At 42.7% G+C, this 24,819-nt stretch carries 21 protein-coding genes and 1 tRNA gene; 7 read left to right on the top strand and 15 right to left on the bottom strand.

Annotated elements, in window-relative coordinates; all coding sequences use genetic code 11:
- Positions 1–39 precede the first annotated feature (39 nt).
- Positions 40–270: a 50S ribosomal protein L31 gene (gene rpmE / locus MUP17_07460; GenBank protein MCJ7458812.1), complete on the bottom strand. Its 231-nt coding sequence runs from the start codon at positions 268–270 to the stop codon at positions 40–42.
- 275 nt (positions 271–545) lie between these two features.
- Between rpmE and MUP17_07455 the strand changes: the two genes are divergently transcribed.
- Positions 546–3,395, top strand: a complete 2,850-nt coding sequence (locus MUP17_07455) for a restriction endonuclease (GenBank protein MCJ7458811.1) — start codon at positions 546–548, stop codon at positions 3,393–3,395.
- Positions 3,396–3,658: 263 nt separating this feature from the next.
- Here the strand turns inward: MUP17_07455 and glmS are convergent, their stop codons facing one another.
- The 4 genes from glmS to MUP17_07435 form a co-directional block, all read right to left on the bottom strand.
- Positions 3,659–5,485 (bottom strand): glutamine--fructose-6-phosphate transaminase (isomerizing), encoded by a 1,827-nt coding sequence (glmS, locus tag MUP17_07450; GenBank protein ID MCJ7458810.1) that lies wholly within the window; start codon positions 5,483–5,485, stop codon positions 3,659–3,661.
- A 237-nt stretch (positions 5,486–5,722) separates the two neighbouring features.
- Complete coding sequence (gene glmM, locus MUP17_07445; GenBank protein MCJ7458809.1) at positions 5,723–7,063, bottom strand: phosphoglucosamine mutase; 1,341 nt, start codon at positions 7,061–7,063, stop codon at positions 5,723–5,725.
- Positions 7,064–7,188: 125 nt separating this feature from the next.
- Positions 7,189–8,109 carry a hypothetical protein gene (locus MUP17_07440; protein MCJ7458808.1) on the bottom strand — a complete coding sequence of 307 codons (921 nt, stop codon included), beginning with the start codon at positions 8,107–8,109 and terminating at the stop codon, positions 7,189–7,191.
- Between the two features lie 156 nt (positions 8,110–8,265).
- A complete protein-coding gene (locus tag MUP17_07435; protein ID MCJ7458807.1) occupies positions 8,266–8,802 on the bottom strand; it encodes a DUF5683 domain-containing protein in 537 nt (178 codons plus the stop codon).
- Between the two features lie 192 nt (positions 8,803–8,994).
- Between MUP17_07435 and MUP17_07430 the strand changes: the two genes are divergently transcribed.
- Together MUP17_07430 and MUP17_07425 are read left to right on the top strand one after the other, a co-directional pair.
- Positions 8,995–9,675 carry a hypothetical protein gene (locus MUP17_07430; protein MCJ7458806.1) on the top strand — a complete coding sequence of 227 codons (681 nt, stop codon included), beginning with the start codon at positions 8,995–8,997 and terminating at the stop codon, positions 9,673–9,675.
- A 233-nt stretch (positions 9,676–9,908) separates the two neighbouring features.
- A complete protein-coding gene (locus MUP17_07425) occupies positions 9,909–12,155 on the top strand; it encodes a dockerin type I domain-containing protein (protein ID MCJ7458805.1) in 2,247 nt (748 codons plus the stop codon).
- A 260-nt stretch (positions 12,156–12,415) separates the two neighbouring features.
- On the opposite strand, the gene MUP17_07420 is transcribed toward MUP17_07425, so the two are convergent.
- The 8 genes from MUP17_07420 to MUP17_07385 form a co-directional block, all read right to left on the bottom strand.
- Positions 12,416–12,865, bottom strand: coding sequence for a hypothetical protein (locus MUP17_07420; protein MCJ7458804.1), 450 nt, complete (start codon positions 12,863–12,865; stop codon positions 12,416–12,418).
- A gap of 86 nt (positions 12,866–12,951) precedes the next feature.
- Complete coding sequence (locus MUP17_07415) at positions 12,952–14,025, bottom strand: SGNH/GDSL hydrolase family protein (GenBank protein ID MCJ7458803.1); 1,074 nt, start codon at positions 14,023–14,025, stop codon at positions 12,952–12,954.
- Between the two features lie 6 nt (positions 14,026–14,031).
- Positions 14,032–14,199, bottom strand: a complete 168-nt coding sequence (locus MUP17_07410) for a DUF5989 family protein (GenBank protein MCJ7458802.1) — start codon at positions 14,197–14,199, stop codon at positions 14,032–14,034.
- 186 nt (positions 14,200–14,385) lie between these two features.
- Positions 14,386–16,119 carry a carbamoyltransferase gene (locus MUP17_07405; protein MCJ7458801.1) on the bottom strand — a complete coding sequence of 578 codons (1,734 nt, stop codon included), beginning with the start codon at positions 16,117–16,119 and terminating at the stop codon, positions 14,386–14,388.
- Positions 16,120–16,362, bottom strand: a complete 243-nt coding sequence (locus tag MUP17_07400) for a hypothetical protein (protein ID MCJ7458800.1) — start codon at positions 16,360–16,362, stop codon at positions 16,120–16,122.
- A gap of 131 nt (positions 16,363–16,493) precedes the next feature.
- A complete protein-coding gene (locus MUP17_07395) occupies positions 16,494–18,017 on the bottom strand; it encodes a GDSL-type esterase/lipase family protein (GenBank protein ID MCJ7458799.1) in 1,524 nt (507 codons plus the stop codon).
- A 357-nt stretch (positions 18,018–18,374) separates the two neighbouring features.
- Positions 18,375–18,728, bottom strand: a complete 354-nt coding sequence (locus MUP17_07390) for a VOC family protein (GenBank protein MCJ7458798.1) — start codon at positions 18,726–18,728, stop codon at positions 18,375–18,377.
- A 94-nt stretch (positions 18,729–18,822) separates the two neighbouring features.
- Complete coding sequence (locus tag MUP17_07385; GenBank protein MCJ7458797.1) at positions 18,823–20,238, bottom strand: NCS2 family permease; 1,416 nt, start codon at positions 20,236–20,238, stop codon at positions 18,823–18,825.
- A gap of 269 nt (positions 20,239–20,507) precedes the next feature.
- On the opposite strand from MUP17_07385, the gene MUP17_07380 reads away from it, so the two are divergent.
- A complete protein-coding gene (locus MUP17_07380) occupies positions 20,508–20,753 on the top strand; it encodes a hypothetical protein (GenBank protein ID MCJ7458796.1) in 246 nt (81 codons plus the stop codon).
- A 260-nt stretch (positions 20,754–21,013) separates the two neighbouring features.
- Here the strand turns inward: MUP17_07380 and MUP17_07375 are convergent, their stop codons facing one another.
- On the bottom strand, positions 21,014–21,331 hold the full coding sequence (locus MUP17_07375; protein ID MCJ7458795.1) for a hypothetical protein: 318 nt from the start codon (positions 21,329–21,331) through the stop codon (positions 21,014–21,016).
- A gap of 133 nt (positions 21,332–21,464) precedes the next feature.
- Here MUP17_07375 and MUP17_07370 point away from each other — a divergent pair, with 133 nt between their 5' ends.
- From MUP17_07370 to MUP17_07360, 3 genes are all read left to right on the top strand, one after another.
- Entirely contained in the window at positions 21,465–21,626 is a 162-nt protein-coding gene (locus tag MUP17_07370) for a hypothetical protein (GenBank protein MCJ7458794.1), read from the top strand.
- Positions 21,627–21,864: 238 nt separating this feature from the next.
- Positions 21,865–21,938 (top strand) — tRNA-Met (locus MUP17_07365).
- Positions 21,939–22,169: 231 nt separating this feature from the next.
- Positions 22,170–22,376, top strand: coding sequence for a hypothetical protein (locus tag MUP17_07360; GenBank protein MCJ7458793.1), 207 nt, complete (start codon positions 22,170–22,172; stop codon positions 22,374–22,376).
- 106 nt (positions 22,377–22,482) lie between these two features.
- Here MUP17_07360 and MUP17_07355 read toward each other — a convergent pair whose 3' ends face one another.
- Positions 22,483–24,339, bottom strand: coding sequence for a dockerin type I repeat-containing protein (locus MUP17_07355; protein MCJ7458792.1), 1,857 nt, complete (start codon positions 24,337–24,339; stop codon positions 22,483–22,485).
- Positions 24,340–24,819 lie beyond the last annotated feature (480 nt).

Genomic DNA, 24,819 nt, shown 5'->3' with positions numbered 1-24,819 from the left:
TCTTTAGTAGAAAAAGACAGTAAATCCTCATGTAAAAAGCTACTTACCCTCAGTTTTCTCTTGCTTCTTTTCTTCTTTCTGGTATCTCTTCCTGAAACGCTCCACTCTTCCGGCAGTATCCACTAACTTCTGCTTTCCGGTGAAAAAGGGATGGCAATGTGAGCAGATTTCCACATGGATATCCTTGGCTGTGGAACGGGTATGGATGACATTCCCACAGGCACAGGTGATGGTGGTCTCATAATACTTGGGATGAATCTTCTCTTTCAAAACCTCTTCCTCCTTTACTATGCTATTCTACGTCAAAAATCTGGCTTAATATAATACGAAAAAAAGAAAAGACAAGGGAAATTTAAAAAAGAAAGGAAGAACCCATTTATGAAATTGTGCTTGACTTTGACAAGAGAATTTTCATATGTTTGCTTATTAAAGCTCATAGATCAGTCGAGATAATTAGGCGAATAAAGGTATTGTATCAATTCGTACATGAAATTGAGTCACAGAAATGTTCGCTATCGATAACGGATGAGAGAATTAAATAAGTTATGGGAAGACTAAAAATTCTTGCAGACGGAAAATCTCCGCAAGCCCGGGCCAATGAACGAGGCAAGCTATTTGAACGACTTATGGCCGATGTGCTGCGCCACTACGGTTACAGCATCGACCAAATCTCAAACGTCAACTACGCAGGTATGGAAATAGATATTGAAGGAGAACATATAACAATGGACATTCCGCTGTATGCCGAGTGCAAATGCTATGAAACAGATGTAGCTGCTCCTAAATTACAAGAATTCTACGGCAAGTATATGACGAGGTGGCTGAAGAATAAGAAGTGCCATGGTCTTTTCATTGCATTACCTGGTGTTAATAGTCACGCCAAGGGATTCTATAAAGAGAATATTGAGAATAACCAGGAAACTTCTGTACGTCTCTACGAAGAAGAAGATGTAATTAAGGCAATTGTAGGGACTTCTGAAGTCGCTAGTCCGGATGCTCTCTCCAAATTAATTACTCAGGAAGTAGGCACACCTGGCGAATGGCTTTTACTATATACTGACAAGGGATTGTTTTGGATTCAGTACATTATTCCACCAGGGTCAGGAATTCCTTGTAATGTAGCTTTTTTCGATGCCAAGGCAACTCCTATTTCAGACAAGACAACTCTCGATTATCTGACACAACTTTACCCTGAACTCGACGATTTTCAAAAAATTTCCTTGTCTGGTGCAATTGCCCTTCGTACACCGAGTTCCTCCCAAGTTATGGAAGAGATAGTCGAGGTTAGGGGGAGTTTGTCCTGTTTTGAGTATCAATTTCCCGCTTCGCCTGAACATTTCGTTGGTAGGCACACTGTTCTTGGGGAATTGGATTCCTTCGTAAAGAAGGTCATAAGCAAGGAAACCTCGGCGCATGGCATATTATTTGAAGCAAATTCAGGATGGGGAAAGAGTTCTGTAGTCCTTGCCAGTGTAGCACGTCTCAAAGAAATGGGACACTTTGCCATTGCCATAGATTCTCGCACAGCCGCTTCTTCTCAATTTATTTTACGTGTGTTGGATTACGCTCTTAGCAAATTTGGGGACTTCAGCGGACTACTTTCCGAGGACAATAAACCCACCACCATCACTGGCTTTGAAGGTGCACCGAAATCTCTTATAAGTCTGGGGCAAGTGCTTGGAAACAATGACAAAGTCATGTTCATCTTTCTTGACCAATTCGAGAATGTATTTTCCATGCCCGATACTTTAAAACGAATTAGAGATCTATTATTCAAATTATGTGACGCTCAGACTAATGTGGTGATAGGCTTTTCTTGGAAAACTGATCTTATTGGTCTGACCAGTGAATTTCCCTATCAAATACGGGATGCCATTACAGGATTAAGTAAACGCATAACTTTGGACACTTTCTCTGAAGTCGAGACTACTGCTCTTCTCAATAAACTCAGCGAGGAATTGGGAACACCTTTGAGAAAAGACCTCAAATTCTTTCTTTCTGAGTTCTCTCAAGGATATCCATGGTTGTTGAAGAAACTTTGTGCTCATGTCAAATCACAGCGAGAAGCCGGAGTACCCCAATTGGATATAGCCAACAGCCTTCTGAATGTTGAAGAACTCTTTAAGGAAGACTTGCGTGGTCTCGGACCCGTAGAGGAGGGAGCATTGCGACATATAGCCAAGGCTGCACCAATTAGTGTCTCTGAGATGGGCGAAGAGTTAAGACCGGAAGTAGTTCAAAGTTTAGTTAACCGCCGACTTATAATAAAAATTGGTTACAAGTTTGACATATATTGGGATATATTTCGCGATTATCTTAATACTGGTAAAGTACCAGTTCAAGAAAACTATATCTTACGTGTACAAGCAGGAGGTGTGCTTAAGACAACGAAGTTACTAACTGAGGCTAAAGGAGCTCTTAACACATCTAAGTTTCAAAAGTCTGCAGGTTTATCAAAAAAGTCATTCTACAACATACTACGTGACATAAGATTGCTTGGGATTGCTGATATCGATGACAGCAAGGTTACTCTGTTATTCTCTCTTCCAGTAGAAGAAAAAGCATTTGCGGACTCTTTACGTGCTTATTTGCGAGAAAAACTTCCGCGCAATCGTTGTGTCTGGAGACTTTTGGAAGAACTTGAAAGAACTGGTTCGTTAACCTTGGATGGTTTGTCTGGTATTCTTGCGAAATCGTGCCCATATATCTCTGCTACTAAGCAAACTTGGCAAACATATGCCAGAATTTTTGCAGACTGGATGGACTTTGCTGACCTAGCATTATTTAATAAAAGAGATAAGACAATTACCCTCTACAGACCTGGAACAGAGGTTCGCGAGCGGCATCTTCTTCTTGCCAGGCGTCGCGGCGGCATGACTATTCCCCTCATACAATATAATCCTGTCGAGAAACTTGCAATAAGGCTTGTGCAAGCTATTCAAGAAGGTGGTAGGATGGATTGGTCAGGGTTTGCGCGAAGTACAATTACCAAATCCTTAGCCACACTTGAAGACCTGGGTTTCATTGTGAGGAAGCCAGGTTCTATAAGCATTCTTCCCAAGGTAAAGGAGTTTGTTTCTATGCCCGAGAGGCGTCCCGCTCTTTTCGCGGAAGGTGCCTTGAAGATAAAAGCGTTTGCGATTTTCATTGAGATACTTCAGTCGCATCAGGAGAAAAGCAGTACCCTCTCACAACTTGCTTCTGAAATCAGGTCTAGGCTTGGCGTGGATTGGAAGGAAGGAACCGCGATTGGACTAGCTAAGATTATGCTCAACTGGGCAAGACATGCAAAACTTGCGCCCGGAGTGTTCGCTAAAAGCCAAAGAGGACGGAGAAAATACGAGATGAAAACTGGACCTCAGTCATCATTCTTCCTAGATTTAGACTCAAACTAACTACAAGAAAGGAAGGGTGGAGTCAAGCTCCACCCCTAAGCGATCTTTCATCTTAAGAGAGGGATAAAAAAACGCCCGACACAAATGTCGAGCGTTACGAGTTTTATCTGTCATTTTATCGTATGGCTAAAAGCCTTGCCCTACGATTTTTTCCCCTTTGAGCTTTTGAGCCTTTGAACGTTTGAACCTTTTATTCTTGGGCGAGGAGACCTCGCCCCTATCTTTTATTCCCTGTTTGCTGTATGCTGTCTACTGTCTACTTTTTACTCTACCGTCACGCTTTTCGCCAAATTCCTGGGCTGGTCAACGTTGCAGTCGCGCAGGACTGCTATATGGTAGGCTAAAAGCTGAAGGGGGATGATGTTCAAAAGCGGAGACAACTGCTCCAGAGTGCGAGGTATATAGATTACATGATTTACTAATCTGGCTATCTCTTCGTCTCCTTCAGTGGCAATTGCAATAACCCTGCCGTTTCTGGCTTTGACCTCCTCGATATTGGACAGGACTTTCTCATACACGTTATCCTTTATAGCTATCACCACTACTGGCATATTCTCATCGATTAAAGCTATAGGACCATGCTTCATCTCTGCGGCCGGGTAACCCTCCGCATGGATATAGGAAATCTCTTTTAGTTTTAAAGCACCTTCTAGAGCCACAGGATAATTGATTCCTCTCCCCAGATAAAGGAAATTGTTCTTCTTATAATATTCTCTGGCGATCTCCTTTATGTAGGAATCATTTTTCAGAAGAGATTCGACCTGTTCCGGGATTTTCTTGAGAGCATCGATTACCGCTCTTCCTTTTTCTAAAGAAAGGTTCCTCATCCTGCCCAAAAGCAGGGAGATCAAAGTCAAAACCATGATCTGGGAGGTAAAAGCCTTGGTAGAGGCAACTCCTATCTCAGGTCCAGCGTGGATATAGACTCCTCCATCAGTTTCCCGGGCAATGGTTGAGCCTACCACGTTGCAAATTCCCAAAACAGTTGCCCCTTTCCTGATTGCCTCCTTCATAGCCGCTAAAGTATCTGCAGTTTCGCCGGACTGGCTTATCACGAAAACAACAGTTCCATCCTGAATAATCGGGCTCCTATACCTGAACTCCGAGGCATACTCTACCTCCACCGGTATGGAGGCAAAATCCTCTATCAGGTATTCGCCAATCAGAGCAGCATGCCAGGAGGTGCCGCAGGCAGTCAGGATGATTCTGTTTATATGGTGAAGCTCTTCATATTGAAGGTTCAGACCGTTCAGACGGGAGATACCCTCTTCATAATTTAACCTGCCTCGCATAGCATTCTGCAAAGTAAGAGGCTGTTCATGTATCTCCTTTAACATAAAATGAGGGAATCCTCCTTTTTCAATCTGGTCTAAAGTCCAGGAGATCTCCTGCACATGAGGGGTTACTTCGACTTTATCAATGGTGGAAATAGAAAATCCTTCCCGGGTTACAGATGCAATCTCGTGATCCTCCAGATAAACTACCTGATTGGTATGCCGGATAATGGCTGAGCAGTCAGAGGCTACTAAATTCTCACCCTGTCCTCTGCCGATGACCAGAGGGCTGCCATGCCTGGCTGCTACGATCTCCTCAGGATTATCCTTGCTAACAACTGCTATCCCGTAAGTTCCCTCAACCTGGGATAAAGCAGTTCTGACAGCTTCAACCAGATCCCCCTCGTAATATTCTTCTATCAGATGAGCCAAAACCTCTGTATCTGTGTCTGAAGTGAATATATGTCCTTTGTTGGATAGGACCTCTCTTAAACTTCTGTAGTTCTCTATGATGCCATTATGAACTACCGCGATCTTTTTCTTGCAATCCATGTGTGGATGAGCATTTAGGTCTGTAGGCTCTCCGTGAGTTGCCCAGCGGGTATGAGCTATGCCGAAGGTGCTCTGGAAATTTCTTCCTTTTAATAGATTCTCCAAGGCGGAGACTTTTCCCGCACACTTCTCTAAGATTATGCCTTGATCCTCTAAGATTGCTATGCCGGCAGAATCGTACCCGCGGTACTCTAACCTTTTTAACCCCTCTAAAAGGATTGGCACTGCTGGTTTATCACCTACATATCCAACGATACCGCACATAGCTCCTCCTTCCGTTTATCATGCTAAAAGCCAGTTCCTGTCAGGATAATACTAAACTCCATAGAGATTGTCAAAAGAAAAAGGATTGAGTTCACCAGCGCCTTGAGGGCAAGGCTGAGATACCGATTTTTTGGTGTCGTTGCGAGGAGGTCATTTGACCGACGAAGCAATCCCTACAGAGTGTACAGATTGCTTCGCCCCCTACGGGTACTCGCAATGACTGATGCGAGTCTATTTTCAGTTCAACTCCCTCTTAGCCTCCAAAACCAATTTTTCTGCTTCTTTTTGACTTTTGGCTTCAGCCATCACCCTTATGATCGGCTCGGTATTTGATTTACGTATATTAATCCAGGAATTTTCAAACTCAACTTTCACTCCGTCCAGATTATTTATTTTCGCCTGCCTGAATTTTCTCAAATATTTTCTCATCTTTGCATCGGAATCACCTGAAAGCTTCATCTTATCCTTTTGAATATAATATTGGGGCAGACTCTCTTTTAACTGGCTTATCTTCTTGTCTGATTCAGCCAAATACTGCAGGATCAAAGCCATACCGGACTGCGCATCTCTGCCATAATGGTTTTCAGGCAGAATTACCCCTCCGTTTCCCTCGCCGCCGATGATTCCTTTTATCTTTTTCAAAAGTGAGACTACGTATACCTCGCCCACTTTACTACGAAAAACCTTGACTCCGTATTTTCTGGCGACATCCTCGATGACCTTTGAAGTGGAGACGTTTATACCTACGTCTGAAAGCCTTTTGCTCAGAACAAAGTCGACGCATAAAGCTAAGGTATACTCCTCACCTAAGGGAATACCTTTGTCTGAGACCACAGCCAATCTATCCGCATCTGGATCGCAGGCAAAACCTAAATCGGCTTTGGCCTGCTTGATTTTTCTGCAGAGCAAATCTAAATTCTCAGGCACCGGCTCAGGCTGATGACTAAAATCTCCGCTCAAACCACAGTTCAGCTCGATTACTTTGCACCCTAATTCTCTAAGAAGGGAAGGGGCGATTCTTGAACCTGCTCCGTTATTGCAGTCTAAAACAACCTTGAATTTCTTCTTTTTGATTTCGTTCTTGTTGATAAAAGACAAATTCAAAATCCTCTGGATATGCTTCTCAATCCAGCTTTGATCCAGCCTGACCTTGCCAAAGGAATCCCAGTCTGAATAGCTTATCTCTTTTTCAGCTAAAGAAAAAAGCTTTTTGCCTTCTCTCTCATCTAAGAATATCCCGTCGGAGTTAAAAAATTTCAGACCGTTCCACTCAGCAGGGTTATGGCTGGCAGTGATCATTATCCCGCCCTTAGCTTTTGAACCTTTAACCGCAATCCCCACAGTCGGAGTCGGACAGATGCCCAAATCTATTACTTCACATCCAGTACAAAGAAGACCGGATAAAACAGTTCCTCTGAAAACCTCACCAGACTTGCGTGTATCCCTGCCCAGAACTACTTTTCCACCCTTACAATAGTTTCCAAAAGCAGAGGAAAATTTCAAGACCTCTGCCGCAGTGAAAGTCCTTCCTACGATTCCGCGTATGCCGGAGATGCTTTTTAGAAGTTTTTCTTGCATTGTTTATCAGTTTCTCAATTCCTTTAGGTGCTCATGTGCTTGCCAGGTCCCCTGACCTAACAAGTCAGGTCAAAACCTAACAATATTATCTCTTCCAGTCGGGTCAGGGGACCCGACTGGCACGTTCAAGATGTTTTTAAACCAATATTTTGTATGGTGTATGCATAGACATACTCAACCAGAGACGTAAGCACCTTTTGCACCACCTCATCCGGAATGCCGTCATAATGCAATGATTTTTTTCTCAGGTCGCACTGGTCGTTCACATAATCGACTACTACCAATTTGTTATTTTCGGCCAGGGCTATCTCGGTGGAGAAAAGGTCTAACCCACAAACCCCAGCTATCTTTTTGGTCAGTTCCTCCATGTTCATGTAAATCTTCTGGTCTATCTGTTCAGGGAAAAACGGCTCCGAGAGTCGGGTCAAGTCGTTCCACCAGCAGATGGCAACATTTCCACAGGAATAAAAAACCCTGAACCAGCCCCTTTTCCCTGAAATCTCTGTGGGGTTGATCTTTTGCTGGATCAGATATTTATCCTCCCAGAACTCCTCCCGGGCTTTTATTATATCCTCGACTCCCTTTGCATCCATCACCACACCTTCGCCGCTGCCTCCGTGTGCTGGTTTCAATACAAATGGGATTCCAACTTTCTCTAAATTTTCCACCCTTAAGTCAGGCTCCTGCTCAAAAGGGGAAAGGATCAGGGTATACGGGACCTCGATTCCGGCAGAGAGAAATTCCAGATGCATGGTGGCTTTATCTGCGGACCATAAGGCTTTGTCAAAATCGTTCAGCATCTTTATCCCCAGGGCCTTGATGAGTTGAATCAATCTTTCAAACTCCTCATTCTGGTCTGAAGCCCGATCCAGAAAAAGCTTAAATTTAAGCTGGTTATTCTGAAGCTTACCCAGAGTCTCCTCTAAATTGTAAGGAGCTATCTGATATATGCTCAGACCTTTTTGATGAATATACCTCTCTAACTCAAATACCATCTCCTTATCAAACTCCCAGCACCAGGCTACACCTAAGTCAAATTCTTCCATTTTTTCTTTCTCCTTCTATGTAGTTGCCCGATTTATCGGGCAATCTTTTGTTCGATAAATCGAACAACTACAATTTCAACTCCTTCCTATAGATTTAATCGGCAAATAAAAAAATTCAATTCCTATTTACCCAATTCAAGACCAGACTGGTCAGGTTTAAAAATTGAAAGAGAGCTTAAAACTTAAACCTTTTTCTTTATCCGGATAAATTTCAAATCCGATATTCTCCATTTCATTGTCAAAATCATATAGATGTGCATCTACATAAGCATCGAACATGCTTATGAAAATTGTAGCTAAACTTGACCAGAGGTAAAGGCTTCTCTGGTCCCGGTAGTATTTGTACAGGTCATATTCATACTGTTTGTCCGGATGGTCCAAAGGCAAAGAGTCAAAAATCTTTTTCTGGTCATCGGTTCTTTTCCACTCGATTGCCATCAGGGTCAAAAAGGTCACCTCTGCCCCAAAAGCCAGCCCGGCCTTAAAATATTTCTTATTGTAAAGCTGTCCCCAGCCAGGGAATGCCACAGACCTCCAGAGTGCTCCCATAGGAGACTTGCTCTTAAATACTGCAGACCTAATCGAATCAGTTGGAGCCAGCCCTTTAGATATTTCCTGGTTTGCGGCATAAGAGGGTAAGGTCAATAAAAATATAAAGAAAAATAGAAACAAGGTTGTTTTTGAAAATTTCATATCTTGACTCCAATTGGGATAATAATATACTTGGTGAGATAAAAAAACAAGAGAAATGTAAAGCAGAAAATTTAGCACTTGATAGAAAGTGAATCCTCCTGCTCCATTATCCAGAATAAGGAGATTTTAGATAGAAATTCATTATTAAAATCTGAAACTTTAAACTATATTTTAAGTAACGAGGGTTACAAAATGAACAAAAGAAAGCTTATCCAGACACTCTTAAAAGAATTAGGTGTGAAATTCTCCACTGCCTTAGGTATCGACCTGAAGAACTCTACCTCTGAGGAGGTTTTTAAATGGTTTTTAGCATCTATCCTTTTCGGAGCGAGGATCTCCGAGACCATCGCCGTCAAAACCTACAAAGAATTTGAAAGAAGAAAAGTGTTGTCGCCGGATTCTATCTTGCAGACCGGTTGGGATGGATTAGTGGAGATTTTGGATGCAGGCGGTTATGTGCGCTACGATTTCAAAACCGCTACCAAGCTCTTAGATATTATGAAGAACCTGAAAGACAGATACAACGGAGATTTGAACTTGCTGCATAAGGAGTCAAGAGACTCAAGAGATTTGGAGGTGAATCTGCAGAGCTTAGGGAAGGGGATAGGGGAGGTCACCACCAATATCTTCTTCAGAGAGTTAAGAGGGGTCTGGGAAAAAGCAGAACCATATCCTTCTGATTTAGTCATTTTAGCTGCAAGAAGGTCTGGACTTATCTCATCTAAGATAAACTCAAAGGAGAAAATCTTAGAGGAGCTAAAAACTCTATGGCAGAAATATAAAGTCAAGGGCAAAGATTATATAGCTTTTGAAGCTGCGCTCTTGAGGTTAGGGAAAGATTATTATCGTAAGGGGAAAACCCAGCCGTTCTAAGATAAAAGAATTTGGATTTGCAGAAAGAGTCGCTTCTACCCACAATAGCGGAGCGGCAGACGTTTTTTTGCATCAATACTCAACTTCAAAACAATCATTCCTATGCTAATTTGAAAAAATATTCTGGAGATTAATAGTTTAGAGAGTTTGAACGTATAAAGAAACAGTTATGGATTTGACTGGCTCTGGTTAATTTTTAATTGAAAATACCCGAATATTAAACTGAAGGCCGAATGATAAACCCAACAAAAGAGGTGAGCGTGTATAAAAAATCATTCATCTGGTTTCTGTTTATCTTGTTATCAATTTCTTTTAACTTAAGTTTTGCCCAGCAGAAAGCTGGAGAGAAGCTTTCCACCCAACCAGAACCGGTTTTTTCTATCCCTCCGAGCGAAGGGCATAAGATCTTAGGTCAAGGCAAAGCAAAAGCTTTAGCTATTGCCAGAGAGGCTTATCTTGCCAAATCTCTGACAGGGCAGGGGGATTTCGATGCTCTGTATTATGGGCTGGACCTGAATATCGACACGACCACCAAAGTAATCTTGGGCGCGGTGACAATGCAGGGTAAGAGTAAGGTCTCGAGCTTAAATACCGTCATTTTAGACCTTTTTGATAATATGGTGGTTGACTCCATAAAAACGGGAGGAACCAATCTTGCATTTACTCATTCTTCCAATCTCATTAACATAACCCTGGACAAAGCTTATGCGCTGGATGAGAGTTTTCTTTTCACAGTATATTATCATGGGCATCCGGTTGAGGGAGGTTTTCTTGCCTTTGCTTTCAGATATCATGGGAATCCACCTGTGCCGATAATCTCCTCTTTGAGCGAGCCATATTTTGCCAGAACCTGGTGGCCCTGTAAAGACCATCCCTCTGACAAAGCAGATTCTGCAGATATCAATGTGACCATTCCCTCGAATCTGATAGTAGCCTCTAATGGCTTATTGAGGACCGTAACTGATAATGGAAACGGAACCAAAACCTATAAATGGCATGAAAGTTACCCTATTACCACCTACCTGATCTCAGTTGCCATGACCAATTACACCATTTTTTCTGACTACTATCATTATTCCCCAACTGATTCAATGGAGGTCAGGTATTTTGTATATCCCGAATGGTACTCCCAGGCAGTCTCCAGTTATGGCATAACTCCTGGAGCGATTGAGTTTTATTCCCAGACCTTTGGGCAATACCCTTTTATCCAGGAGAAGTATGGAATGGCGCATTTTCCTTGGGGTGGGGGTATGGAGCATCAAACCTGCACCTCTCTTCTTTATTCCTGGTATGATTCCTATGTTATCGTGCACGAATTGTCTCACCAGTGGTGGGGAGACTATATAACCTGCGGGGACTGGCATAATATCTGGCTAAACGAAGGGTTTGCCACCTATTGCGAGGCTCTGTATTTTGAGCACATATATGGGACCAGCTATTATCATACCTATATGGGCTATCTGGATTATGCCGGAGGTGGCACCATCTGGGTACAGGACACGACAAACGTGAATCAGATCTTCAGCAGCCTACAGTATGACAAAGCCGGCTGGGTTCTGCATATGCTTAGGCACGTGGTTGGAGATTCAGCTTTCTTCAGAAGCTTAAGAGCCTATTATTCGGACCCGAGGTTTGCTAATGGGACCGCATTAACTGCAGATTTTGAAGGAGTATGTGAGGCTGAATCCGGAATGGACTTGAGCTGGTTTTTCCAGGAATGGATCTACGGCACGTACAGACCGAATTATCAAGTCTCCTGGATGTACGAAAACTTAGGCGGAACCTACCGGGTCTACCTGCATCTGAGCCAGATTCAATCCACGCCACCTCTGGTTTTCACCATGCCTGTGGATGTGACCATCTCTACCCCACAAGGGGATACAACTTTTATAGCCTTCAACAACCAGAGAATCCAGGATTTTCAGTTCGATCTACCCTCCCAACCCACAGCCTTGACTCTGGATAAAGATAAATGGATTTTAAAATACTCAAGCACTGTAGCCTATGGATTGAATATCGTCACCGCCGCTTTATCGGATGGGCTTTCTTCTTATGCCTATGCTGATACCGTAGTGGCTAAAGGTGGAACTCCCCCCTATGTCTGGAAGGTCTGGTATGGAAATTTCCCCTCCAATCTGAGCTTAGATTCTTTATCTGGCATAATTTCTGGTGTGCCTTTGGACACAGGACATTTCAGCTTCACGGTTTTAGTAAAGGATTCCAGCTTTCCACAGAAAAGCGATTATCAGGATTTTACTTTGACTGTTAATCAGGGCATAGCTTTTATCAGAGGGGATGCCAACGATGATTCCAAGGTCACGGTTGCAGATGTGGTCTACATAATCAGCTATCTTTATAAGGGAGGGACTGCACCGTCTCCTCTGGGAAAAGCCGATACCAACTGCGATGGAAACGTGAATGTTGCGGACATAATCTTCCTGATAAATTACCTGTTCAAAGGTGGACCTCTGCCGTGTTGAACGAAGCGAAATCCCGCCGCAAGGCGGGGCTGAAAGCAGTTTGGAGTTTGGGGTTTGGAAAAAGCAAAAAAATGCCCGGTTTTATGCCGGGCGTTTTTTTATGGTTGTGAACGCTAGTAGAGTATTCCTCCAAAAAACTGCTCGTGCAGGAGTTGTACTCCTGCACGAAAAGGAAGGGATAGGGGTGCAACCCCTATCCCAGCAAAAAACTCCTACAAAAAAAGAAAGATGGAGGTCTGAAGACCTCCGCTACAGAAAAATTACATATCTTTCAGTTTCAGGTCATAGACTTTCCATTTTCCCTCTTTAAAATATAGTCCCATTTTGGTATAATCCTTTATGCCGTTTGTCTTATCGATATAGGTTATCTCAACTGTGGCTGAATCGCCTATGACCTCGGATTTTCCAATGACCACTAAGCTGTTGTTCCAGCTTATCCGGGTGGCTCCGTTGTCGGTCAAATCGTCCAGCAGTTCCTGCCTTTTCTTAAGGAACGATGCCAGACTGTCTTTTTCTGAAACTACTTTAAGTCCCTGATTTACTATCCAGTTTAAGTCCAGAGATTCCTTCAAAGCTGTGGTATCAGATTGGTCCACTGCCGCTATGAGTTTTTTCACGTCTTCTCTGGGGTCAGGTTTATTAGAGCAATTCCAGGTGGTGACAAAGAGGATTAGAAAACACAGACAAATAAATCTATGAAAATTAATCATTCTACCTCACTTTTTTAAGCGTTTTCTGGCAAAAGACAAGTTAGCTAAAGCAGATCAGCCTGTCAATTATTATTTGTTCAGATGCCTTAAGGGGAAGAGCCGGGATTCTCCCTTTGAGTAATCCCGTGTTCCTGAAAGTACTGGTAAATGGCATCAGCTATCACCTGGTGACCCCTGGCATTGTAATGGATGAACTCCTCTCTGCCGTTATCATACAGGTCGCCCCGGTCCTCGAAAAGCAAAACCACATCTATCAAGGGAACGCCTATCTCAGTAGTAGTTTCTCTTAATGTCTTATTATAATGTTTGTTGGCGATATGCGGTTTGGAGGTCTTTCCAGGGCCTAAAAAAGCCTTAGCTGAGGAGACCGGTATGGACAGGAAGAAAACCTTGATACCTGACCCTTGGGCTAACTTTGCCAATTCCTTCAGATTTTCCTGATAATCTTTAATGGAAACCCGGTAAACTAATTTCTTTTCATCCTGCGATTGTTTGCTCTTAAGCAGGCTCATAATTTCGAATTTCAGGAAAGAGTAGAACCTGGACCTGGATAGAAAATCGTCCAGATTCAAAATCCACTGGGGGGGGAATTTCTGGTCTTTATCCTCTCTTTCAGCAGGGCACATATCGTTCCAGCCATAGGAGAAGATGATTATATCCGGGTGGAAACCTAAGATCTCCCTTTTTAGAAACCTCACTCCCTGGAAGGTGCTGTACCCGGTCATGCCTGCGTCGATCACCTCGAATTTGGGCTGGGGCAGGTTCTGGTTTAAGAGTTTTTCCAATATCTTGGGATAGGTCTGCTCCAAATTTACCTTCCAGCCAAAGGTGCAGGAGTTTCCCACGCAGATTATCCGTGTGAGGTCAGGATCCTTCTCTGCTGAGAACTCGCGCTCGCGATAACCCTTAGAGTTGATCTTATAAACCCCGTCCACAAAAAATTTCCCCTTTATGGTCTGGTTGGGCCTGATCCTCCAGAAAAGCTCAGAGTCTTTCTTGTAATACTTTGGATAACTCAGTTCCGGATTTAGAAGAAAGGCTCTTTCCGGATAAACTATTTGAAAATCGATCAGTCTGAAGAGAACTTCGGCTATGAGTAGGAAGAGCAGGATGCTCAGGAAAGAGAAAAATAAGGCTTTGTGAAATTTTATCCTGTACATCAGATTTTAAAAAAGAGAGTAGATGAACGGGGCAAGTACCGAACTTTCCGCAAAGATTATGAGAAGCGCAAAAATCAGCAAAAGGAAAATTATGGGCCCCAGCCAGTATCTTTTTCTGAAGCGGATAAACTGCCAGAATTCGGAAAAGATGGAAAAACGGGAGAAGAAGCTCATGCTATCTCCTCTTTTATGGAGTGCATCGTCCGTGACGATGCGCCTCGTCTTAGACCTAGAATTGCTCTGAGGCGGATGTTATCATCCGCCGACGTACCTGCTGGATGATAACATCCAGCAGGAGCGAAAGGTTGTCCGTTGGACAACCAAGTGGCATTGACATGGTCAATGCACTCCAAAAAAACTTCAATCCTGGGCAAACAGTTTCTCATAGGCGAACTCCTCTTTCAGAGGAGTCATCTCTTTCTTATCTAATACGAAATTACCTAAGATAAGGTAGTCCATTCCGGAGCGCATAAAAGATAAATATGCCTCCTCAGGTGTGCAGACGATTGGTTCTCCTCGCAAATTAAAAGAGGTATTTAGAAGAGTAGGACAGCCTGTCAGGTCATAAAATTCCGCAAGCAGGTCATAAAAAAGCTCGTTTTCTTCTCTTTTTACAGTCTGTAATCTGGATGTGCCATCCACATGAGTTACCGCAGGAATTCCATTGCTTTTTACCTTAAAAGTCAAGAGCATAAAAGGTGATTCCCTCTCGATCTCAAAATAATCTTTTGCCTTTTCCCAGATAATGCTGGGAGCAAAAGGTCTGAAACTTTCACGGTATTTCACTTTCTGGTTTACCCTGTCCTTGTTCTCCACTTTCCGGGGGTCTGCCAGAATACTCCGATTTCCCAGAGAACGGGGACCAAATTCCATCCTTCCCTGAAACCAGCCGATTATATTTTGTTCCGCAAGTAATTTGGCTGTAAATCTTAACATTTCCTCCCTACTATATTCTTTGAAAGGTATTCCTTTCCGAATTAGAAAATCTTTTATCTCAGCATGAGAATATTCTGGCCCTAAATAAGCATCTTTCCATACAAAATTTCTTTGGTTATTCAAAAGAGTATAATAGATATAAGCAGCAACTCCTACCGCGCCACCTGCATCGCTTGAGCCTGGCTGGATAAAAATGTCTTTGAACTGAGTCTCTTTCGAAATCCTCGAATTTGCCAGGCAATTTAAAGCCACTCCTCCGGCTAAACATAGATTCTTCAGACCAGTCTCCTTATACAGATGACTTGCCATTTTCAGCACAATTTCCTCAGTTACTTTCTGCAGGCTGGCGGCAACATCCTGATGAAACTTTTTTATTTTGGATTCCGGTGCCCGTCGGGGAGAGCCAAATAGCTTATCAAATCTGCTATTGGTCATCTTCAAGCCATAATCATAGGAAAAATATTTCATGTTCAGCTTGAAACTCCCGTCCTCTTTTAAGTCCACTAACTCTTTCATAATAAGGTCATAAAATGCCGGCTCACCATAGGGTGCTAACCCCATTACTTTGTATTCTGCGCTGTTCACCTTGAAGCCAAGATAGTAAGTAAAGGCACTGTATAAAAGCCCAAGTGAATGCGGAAATCTCATCTCCTGTAAAAGCTCGATCTGATTTTCTTTTCCCACTCCATAAGCTGCAGTTGACCATTCGCCCACACCATCTATGGTTAAAATGGCTGACTCCTTAAAAGGGGAGACCAGAAAACTTGAACCAGCATGGGAAAGATGGTGCTCTATCATCAAAACTTCACCTTTATAGTCCAGTTTTTTCTGGATTAAGCTTGGTATCCAGAGCTTCTCTTTCAGCCACAAGGGGGTTGCCATCAGAAAGGAGATATAAGATTTCGGGAAAGTAGCCAGATGAGAATATAAAATCCTTTCGAACTTGACGAAGGGTTTCTCATAAAAACCAACATAATCAAGTTCCTTAGCAGATATACCCGCGGCGGAAAGACAATAATTGATAGCATTTATGGGGAAATCAGGGTCGTGTTTTATGCGACTAAATCTTTCCTCCTGAGCCGCCGCCACTATCTCTTCATCCTTCAACAAGGCAGAAGCGGAGTCATGATAAAAGGCTGATATTCCTAAGATATACATTTAAAATTGCCTGCGGGCATTTTCCAGATTAACTTCCACTTTTTCTTTTTTGACCCAGTGAGAAGCTTTTTTATCCTTCCATTTCTTGTTCAAAAGGTCTTTGCCTAAAAGTCGAATGACGATGGAAAAAAAACCGATGACTATAAAATAAAAAAGGGTCAGAATAATTATCGCTTGAACATAGGCGACTTTCTTGGAGAAGGCTTTAATTCCAGACCAGGTTGTCGTAAAAAAAATTCTCATAAAATTATCTCAGAGGACGGTAGCGTTGCCACTCCTGTCCTACGGATCCGTTCTAGGATGGCAACGGATGAACCAATATTAAACCTAAAACAAGGATTGTCAAGGGCGAACGTCCTCACGGAGTGAGGACGCTACCATTGCATCTGTATTGTCAAAGTCAAGGCACTCCATAAAAAAACGGTCTTATAAATCTCTTCAGCTATAATCCTGTGACCTTCTTTGGTTGGGTGGCAGTGGTCAATGAATAAGGATTCGTTTCCTCTCTGGTTAAATGCAGAGACTGCATCAACTAAGGGAACGTCATATTTCTGTGAAAGCTGTTTGAGTTTTTCTTTGTAAGTATTTTTTATTCTTAAGGACTGGAAGTCCAGTTCCTTTGCCTTTTCCAGCTCTTTTTCAGACTCCATCGGCTTACCTATATTCTTAAGAGTGACTCCAAGATTATAATGAAACAGCGGATAAAGGGAGTCTGTCGCAATTACCTTCTTAAAAAAGTTCTCTGCCACTGAATAATTTCCCTCTCTCCAGTAGAGAACTCCAAGATTGTTCAGATATAAAGGATTTTCGGGTTGAGAAATCAAGCCTCTTTCGTAAAAAGCTTTGCTTGAATCTGCATTCCCCTGATCCTCATAAGCTGACTTGAAAACTGTCAGAGAGTAAGAGTCGATCTTGTCATAAACTTTTGAAAAATGTGCCCAGTCGATGCAATAAGAAAATTTGTTTTTCAAGATTTTCTGGGTCTCATCTGCCATTACCAGCTCACCTTTTTCTGTCCTTAAATTAGCGAAGACCTTGAATTGCAATCCGGCAGGCCATTCCACAGACACTGGCACATTTACCAGGATTATCTTTATATTGTTCGCCTTCGCTAACTTTATCATCTCCTCGATATTCTGGTAGTAATCTTCAGGCGAGACCCTGACGACGACCTCTTTTTTCTTCTGTCTCAGGAGTTTACTTTCAAAAGAGGATTTGATTGGCAGAAAAATTTCTTTCAAGAATCTGTAAGTGGCAAGTCGGTTAAGGATGCCTAAGACTCCGACCAGATGGGGATTTCTGTCTATTAGCTCCTTGTCTGAAATATAGCCGTTCTTGGAGGCATCGTTATTGCCGAAATAGACCAGGATAAGGTTAGGAGAATATCTCAATCCGTAGTTTTTGAGATAAGTTAACCCCTGCAATGAGGTGTACCCTGAAACCGCAGCATTGATAAGCTCAAAATGCCGATCTGGTTTTCTCTGGCTTAAGATGTTTACTAATTGCTCTCCAAAAGCTTCGTCTCTTTTGTGCAATCCCAGCCCTACGGGAGCAGAGTCTCCCAACAAGAGAATTCTATAAGTATTAGCTGGTTTAGATATTGAAATCTCGGGACCTAAAAGACCCTCAGAGTTGGTCTGAAAGATGGATTTGTGAACATTGGGTCTGAATTTCCATAAGAGCAGCGGATTTCTTTCCTGAACTCCTGAAAAGCGGGAGAAAAGCTCATTCTGCCAGAGCTTGTTTTCCTTAATTATCTTTTCCTGATCTGTGCTTTTAGCTAAGATATGAAAACCTGCATCCAGAATCCTTAAACCTATCTCCACGCAGAAGAAAAAGAAGATGACCACAATAAAGGAGAAGAGAAGATATTTTAGTTTGAAAATTGACTTTGACATAGAATTCCAAAAAAATCTCTTCAGGAAACTAAAACAGATACGAAAAAAAAATTACGAATAACGGATATCGGCTCACTAAGAGATAGCGGTTAAGTAGAGCAAGTCTTTTAGCCCTTTTTTTAGTCCAGGGGTCAAAGCTTTTTGTAGTGGGGCATAAAGCCCGACGCTGCATAGGACCTCACCCTTTCCCTCTCCTTACGAAGGAGAGGGAAAGGAGGGGTCATACTGAGCCCGTAGAGCGAAGTATCTAAACCAAAAAGACAGATTCTTCCCCCGCCTTTGGCGGGGTCAGAAAGACAATGTTGAAGTATGGGGCACGTTCCCGCCTGTGGCGAGATGCCCCCACCATCTCCTCAGTTATTTCCCCTTGAAAATCCCAATGGTATTCCCGTCCAGATCAGATAAAAGCCCAAACCAGCCGACATTGGGTATCTCGGTTTTCTCCTTGACTATTTTCCCGCCCAACTCTTTGGCTTTACTCAAGGTTTTCTCGATATCTTCCACTAGAACGTAGATCAGCACCCCATCACCGGGATTGACCCTGTCCACTTTCTGGATTCCGCCACCGGGTTCTTTTCCAGTCTCAAACATCAGGTAATCTGAAGTACCTTCCCAAGCTGTGATTTTCCAATTGAAAAGCTGGGAATAGAACTTCTGGGCTTTTGGTAAATCAGTAGTCGAGATCTCGATGTGAACTATAGAATGGTCCATTTTTTTCTCACCTCCTTTTTCTCCCGTCTGGTCAGGTGACCTGACGGGCACCTGAAATAACTGGGCAGACACGGGGGTCTGCCTCTACAGAACCTTAAAACTTGAACACCACCTTCAAAACCGGCAGCAGGAAATTCAGAGTAAATGCAATCGAAACCAGGTACATCAGCAAGTGAACCTGCCTACCTTTTCCGGAGAGAAGCATTATCAGAGTATAAGCTATAAAGCCAAACCCTATGCCGTTGGAGATGGAATAGGTTAAGGGCATAACTATCATTATCAGAAAAGCAGGAAAAGCCTCTTCAAATTTCTCAAACGGAATTTCCTTGACGATGGTGAGCATTAGAAACCCTACAATGATTAAAGCCGGTGCGGTTGCCTCTTTGGGAACAATATCAGCCAATGGAGAGAAGAATATTGCCAGTAGAAAAAGAATGCCCACTATCACTGTGGAAAAACCGGTTCTTCCACCAGCTGAGATCCCGGCTGCGCTCTCTATATAGGTAGTAGCTGAGCTGGAAGAAGCCACCCCTCCCATAACCGCTGCCAGAGAGTCCACTAAAAGAACCCTTTTTATCCTGGGCAGGTTTCCTTTTTGATCTAAGAATTTCCCCTCTGTGCCCAGACCTATAACCGAACCCAGAGTATCAAAAAAATCAGAGAGCATCACAGAGAAGATCAACATCAGAGCTGGGAGAAGTCCCAATTTAGTAATGGCAGAGAAATCGAACTTCCCAAAGGTAGACAGATCCGGAACTGAAAGGACCGATTTCGGAATTACAGCTTTCCCTGGGTCTGGAAAAGCAGAAAGTCCTGTAAGATAATTGAGAATAACTGCTAAAAAGGTAGAGAACACAATTCCTAAAAGCAAAGCCCCCCTGATCTTTCTTTTCATCATAATCGCGGTAGCCAGCAACCCGAACACCGAGATGATGACCTGCCATTTGGTAAAATCTCCCAGGGCAACAAAAGTTACCGGATGTGCTTTTACAAAACCTGCATTCTGTAACCCTATAAATGCCAGGAAAAGACCAATTCCAATGGAAATAGCCTGTTTCAAGGACATGGGAATGGAGTTCATCACTGCTTCTCTTAAGCCGGTTATCACCAAAATCGTAATAGCTAAACCTTCCAAGACGATAACCCCCATAGCCTGGGGCCAGGATAAGCCCAGGCTTAGGACCATCTGATAAGAGACTACCGCGTTCAATCCCATTCCAGGGGCTAAGGCAAAAGGATAATTGGTCCACAAACCCATAAAGACACACATCAGGGCAGATGCGAGGCAGGTAGCAGTCATAGAAGCAGAAAAGGGAAGAGCCATGTTCCTGAGATCAGGGTCACCAAAGAAACTCAAGAATAAAGGGTTGACAAAGATGATATAAGACATAGTCAGAAACGTGGTGACACCTGCTAAAAGCTCTACTTTGAAATTGGTGTTCAGTTCCTTCAGATGAAAAAATCTTTCCAGTATATTCGGGCTGAAATCAGTTTTTTGAGGGGCATTCATCTGAGCTTCTCCTTTTAAGTCACCAGAGAGCAGGATTACTATTGAATCCTGAAGGTGTAGAAGCCATAGATTATAGGTTTTTTCCTATAAATTTCGGCTCAAAATAAAATGTATAAAAAAGTCATACCCGACTTTTTAGGTTTAACCCTTAAAAAATAATGAAGTTAGACAAAAACTCAAGCACAATTTTTTCCGGGCACTCTCCTTGCTTTTTAATTTTAAGATTTTTGGTTTGCGATTGTCCATTGGCAAAAGGAGAAGCTCCCTATATGAAAGTCAAATTTACTTTAAACATGGCTAATCTGGTAATATCAGAAAATGAATCTGTCGGAAATGACAGACAAATAAATCGAATTACCTTTAGCTGGGTTTCAGACCTGCCTCAGGAGGAGATTCTGTCCATGTCCAGAGAGTGGCTTAAGGATAAGAACTTTTTGACCAGCCGGATGGAAGGCCTAAAGAAAGTCGGTGAATCCAGCTTGACTATCGAGCCTCTGGAGGAGATAATGGCTTAGACTTTTGGCATCAGATAAATGTTTTCAAAAATAATACAAGAGATAACCGAACATTTAAAAGGAGCTCTGGACTGGTTCTGGAGCCTTAACCTCTATATTCAGCAGAACTTCGGAGTTTTCGCCCAGATTGTTTTTGATCTGCTTTTTTTCTATTTCCTGTTAATGCTGCTGGGGAAAATTTTCAAAGCCACTCTCACCCTTTTATTTTATATTTTAGTTCCCTCCTTTGTTCTGGCCTTCCTAACCTCGCTTTTCATACCCTACTCTTTTTTCAATATCCTTCCTTTCTTCGTCTGCGTTTTGCTGGGAATAAACCTCCTCAGATCTTGAATAAGATAGTTTTTTAGTCGTTTGTCTGTCAACTGAAAATTATAAAAAGTATTGCATCCTGTGAGCCGGATGGCACAGTTAACTCCCTTTTCAGTCTTTGCGAGCCTTACGGGCTTCGTCGTTCCAAAGGCGGAACTCCTCTCAATGACAGGAATAGTTTGGTTGACGCACGTATAGGGCAACGTGGGTCTATGGATAATATTGTTTCCGCTAATTTCTATGGGAAAAAATCCATACTTTTTGCTCATCTTCTTTCCTATCAAAAGAAAGACGAAAACTAATTTCCTTTCAGGATAAGCTCTTACGGTCAAGTCGATCCCCTGGATAAACTGGCATATCTGTTGCTGAATTATTTACTGAGAGGATAAAAATATGAGGATTATGAAGAAAAGGAAAAAACACTGTCCCCTTTGCGGAAAGAGTCTGAGAAAGGAAAAGAGAAGGTATATCTGCGACAACTGTCTGGCGATCTTCAAAGGGGACACTTATTCTCTGCTGAAACTGGAAGAGGAAAGCAGAGAGAATCTGGGTTTCTGCTCCTGACCGCTGAATTTGGGCGGAGATAAACTCCCTACGGGTCGTAAGGCTTTTATCGACCGCCCCTACGCGATGTATTGACGCTCACGAAACCCGAATCCCGCTCACGTCTTTTTGCTTTGTCTTTATTCGTTATCCGTCATCCATCATTCGTCATTTCTTTAAATTATTTTCATAAAAAAACTTGACATTGTTAATTCAAATGTTATATATTGTTTTCCGTCTATCAAGAATAGACTTCGATCGCGGGGTGGAGCAGGCTGGTAGCTCGTCGGGCTCATAACCCGAAGGTCGTTGGTTCAAATCCAACCCCCGCTATTTGATTTTATGGGCTTTCCTACAATATCTCAAAGACTTAAGAGATTATGGCTATTTTTCTGATGACCCATAAAGACCCAAGATAACCCAAGAAAGCCCAAAGGCACTTGGCACAAATTTGGCACAGTCAAGGTGGGGTGTCCTGAGTAGGGACACCTCACCTTTCATTTTGGAATAGCCTGACTATTGTTGTCTTAAAGATTCCTTGCATACTTCCCCAATAGAGGATATATGAGAATTAATAATCCCGTAGTGGACAGGGAAACCAAAAATGAAATAGCTTCATACTTAGGAAGAGAGGACACCCCTGACCCCCTTTATCAGGGTATCAAAACAAAAAGAATTCTTTGTATGCTTCAGTTTTTTGTCACTGCAACATCAGACTTACTTAATATTATCGGTGGGGGGGTAGCGTCCCCCTACCCCTGTCTCTCATAGACTATATTCCTCTAAGACAATCTGCCCGAGATTTCTCAGTCCAAACTTACTTAAGCACTACCATAAGCTGAGCGAGGTTTACCCTACCGTGCTACTCACTATATTTTCAACACCCTGGTGGTGGTCCGCCTTTGAAAAGATAGCTGACCAGGTAGACTATGTCGGCGATTGTCACTTTCCCATCGCAATTGGCATCCCCGGACTGAATCGAAGCTGGTGCAGGACCATGTTTGAAAAGATAACTCACTAAGTAAACTATGTCTGCAACAGTTACGTTGCCATCTCCATTAGCATCACCTTGAGGCTTGACATTAATATCCTTGTCCAATGTAGCCGTACGGGAAAATGTCTTGCCCGCATCACCTGCTGGCCATCCCCATTGACCGCTAACCAGAGCTTGTGGCCGGGCGCTTCCAGGGTTTTTACCTTCCAGGGTAAAAGTATAAGTTCCTGAAGCTCCTGGTTGTATCGTACCTAGTGATTGCGAGGCACTGCCGATGACTTTCAAGATATTGCCCAAACTAGAAATATCCAGAACGACTTCTCCTGGACCCATGCTAACAACTGTGCTCGGATTCTGAACCGCTACTGTGACGGTAGTCTGTTGACTCTCATTAATATCGTATTGAGAACCGATCATCGTACAGTTGGGCGATGGTATCATATGGCCTCGGACATATTCTACTGAAAGATAAAGTTCCCCTGCATACCCTTCGTACTGAATTTGAGGCACGATATCCCACCAATGATAAGCACATTGTATTGGAAGCTCAGTCGTTATGGTCCCCTTTTCGCTGCCTCCTTCACCAGCCCTAACAATAAAATTTTGACAATATAGATATCCAGTATTCCAGAATGTTCCCCGATATTTACCAGCCCAAAAATCATAGTAGACCATATCTGCAATGTTAATCTGACGACCTGTAGTATTAGGAGCTTGCAACACAACCGGAGTCGTATTATCAGACGGAGGACTAATTCCGATGCCGACAACATAGCTTACACTGAAAGAGACTGTCCAGCTGCTACCAAGACCATCAGCCAGTTTGACATCATAAGTGCCAGTGTGGAAATGGTCAACTGATCCGGTAATGCGTATTGGGCTATTATACGGTGCGTTCTTGTTACCCACTGCGCCACCTGTTCCAAAAAAAACGACTGGAACCCCGAGAGGTGGTATCCCTGAGGGATTAGACTTCCAGCACATTACCTTTATAGGGATTACGTTGAAGATTCCGTCATTGGTAATAGGCGAGATGTAAGGTGCAACCTCCGCGGATGCATCAACCTGATAATTAAGAGTAACGCTTCCAAATAAGGAGCTTACCCTCTTATAGTAATAACTGGAATCAGTGTCCGTAGGATTTATTGATAGCTGACTCATTCTCTTCTGTTCCTGGTTATTTTCTGGAATAGCTTGTTCCTCGACATTTACTGGTATGTCCGCAAGTTTGTCATCATATAGAACCTTTGCATCGGCTCCAAAGACAGCAACAGATGTGAGGGAGTAACTTTTATCGTCAACAAAGATATCCCATGTAATGACACCCACACTGGCGTCATCTGATTCCCACTCTTTAATTAATGCTGCAATCCAATCCTTGCTCATCAGGCTATCCAGATCTGAGTACTTGGCTTCTAGAAATGAACGCATTTTTTCACTTATTGCTGGAGACCACTTCGCATTAAACAAGCATTTCATGCCCTGGATTTTTGCTCTGCTCTGAGATAGCCCAATAGCATAGTTAGCTTCTTTTTTAAGCTCTGAAAGATCAACATCTTGAGGACTAACTGATGTGGAGAGCTCGACGGTGGTACAAAGCTCTTTGAAAGCTTCTTGAGCTTGATTAGGCCTTGCTCCTACATCTTTTGATAACGGGGCAATCAGAAGGAAAAACAGGCTGATAACTTTGATTATGCGACCAGCAACGCCAAAAAAAGTGTTAGGTCTACGCCTATTCATTTGACCTCCTTATTATTTGGTTTCTATCATCATATTCTAAAATACTGACCAAACCATCAAAAGTAAAGTATTTTTTTGGATAATCACGCAAAAAGTAGAACTAATATACGAAGAAGGTCCTGTATGTCAGGATTACTGTAGTTGTCCTGCCCCCAGTTATTTTGCCACTTTTTAAGTTAGGGCTCTTTCCATGTATTTACTTCAAATGAATTCAACAATAAGCTACCCTAAACCACGCAAAAGTCAAGCTTAATAAGTAGTATTGGAATATCCCCCTTATAAAAATCTCTTATCCTGGTCGACTTGGTGAAACCAAGAACGATTCCGGAGGCATAATCAGTGGCTTAATTGGGGTGGGTGACGGGACAATGTTAGAACCTGTTTCATGGCCCAAATAAGTTAGTATTACCCAACCTGTTTACACTATTTCCTTTCCTCACAGTCACAGGGTGTCAAGGCATCTTCAGGTTGGAAAAAGAA

Source organism: Candidatus Zixiibacteriota bacterium, assembly GCA_022865345.1.
Classification (GTDB): Bacteria; Zixibacteria; MSB-5A5; order MSB-5A5; family RBG-16-43-9; genus RBG-16-43-9.
The sequence above is the reverse complement of the archived record's forward strand: the minus strand, read 5'-3'. Positions and strand labels throughout refer to the sequence as shown.

Coding starts and splice junctions, on each gene's coding strand:
- MUP17_07355 (MCJ7458792.1), bottom strand. CDS start 24,339: ATGAATAGGCGTAGACCTAACACTTTTTTTGGCGTTGCTGGTCGCATA.
- MUP17_07405 (MCJ7458801.1), bottom strand. CDS start 16,119: ATGTATATCTTAGGAATATCAGCCTTTTATCATGACTCCGCTTCTGCC.
- glmS (MCJ7458810.1), bottom strand. CDS start 5,485: ATGTGCGGTATCGTTGGATATGTAGGTGATAAACCAGCAGTGCCAATC.
- MUP17_07360 (MCJ7458793.1), top strand. CDS start 22,170: ATGAGAATTAATAATCCCGTAGTGGACAGGGAAACCAAAAATGAAATA.
- MUP17_07400 (MCJ7458800.1), bottom strand. CDS start 16,362: ATGAGAATTTTTTTTACGACAACCTGGTCTGGAATTAAAGCCTTCTCC.
- glmM (MCJ7458809.1), bottom strand. CDS start 7,063: ATGCAAGAAAAACTTCTAAAAAGCATCTCCGGCATACGCGGAATCGTA.
- MUP17_07435 (MCJ7458807.1), bottom strand. CDS start 8,802: ATGAAATTTTCAAAAACAACCTTGTTTCTATTTTTCTTTATATTTTTA.
- MUP17_07425 (MCJ7458805.1), top strand. CDS start 9,909: ATGATAAACCCAACAAAAGAGGTGAGCGTGTATAAAAAATCATTCATC.
- MUP17_07380 (MCJ7458796.1), top strand. CDS start 20,508: ATGAAAGTCAAATTTACTTTAAACATGGCTAATCTGGTAATATCAGAA.
- MUP17_07370 (MCJ7458794.1), top strand. CDS start 21,465: ATGAAGAAAAGGAAAAAACACTGTCCCCTTTGCGGAAAGAGTCTGAGA.
- MUP17_07440 (MCJ7458808.1), bottom strand. CDS start 8,109: ATGGAAGAATTTGACTTAGGTGTAGCCTGGTGCTGGGAGTTTGATAAG.
- MUP17_07430 (MCJ7458806.1), top strand. CDS start 8,995: ATGAACAAAAGAAAGCTTATCCAGACACTCTTAAAAGAATTAGGTGTG.
- MUP17_07375 (MCJ7458795.1), bottom strand. CDS start 21,331: ATGAGCAAAAAGTATGGATTTTTTCCCATAGAAATTAGCGGAAACAAT.
- MUP17_07455 (MCJ7458811.1), top strand. CDS start 546: ATGGGAAGACTAAAAATTCTTGCAGACGGAAAATCTCCGCAAGCCCGG.
- MUP17_07415 (MCJ7458803.1), bottom strand. CDS start 14,025: ATGTACAGGATAAAATTTCACAAAGCCTTATTTTTCTCTTTCCTGAGC.
- MUP17_07385 (MCJ7458797.1), bottom strand. CDS start 20,238: ATGAATGCCCCTCAAAAAACTGATTTCAGCCCGAATATACTGGAAAGA.
- MUP17_07395 (MCJ7458799.1), bottom strand. CDS start 18,017: ATGTCAAAGTCAATTTTCAAACTAAAATATCTTCTCTTCTCCTTTATT.
- MUP17_07410 (MCJ7458802.1), bottom strand. CDS start 14,199: ATGAGCTTCTTCTCCCGTTTTTCCATCTTTTCCGAATTCTGGCAGTTT.
- MUP17_07420 (MCJ7458804.1), bottom strand. CDS start 12,865: ATGATTAATTTTCATAGATTTATTTGTCTGTGTTTTCTAATCCTCTTT.
- MUP17_07390 (MCJ7458798.1), bottom strand. CDS start 18,728: ATGGACCATTCTATAGTTCACATCGAGATCTCGACTACTGATTTACCA.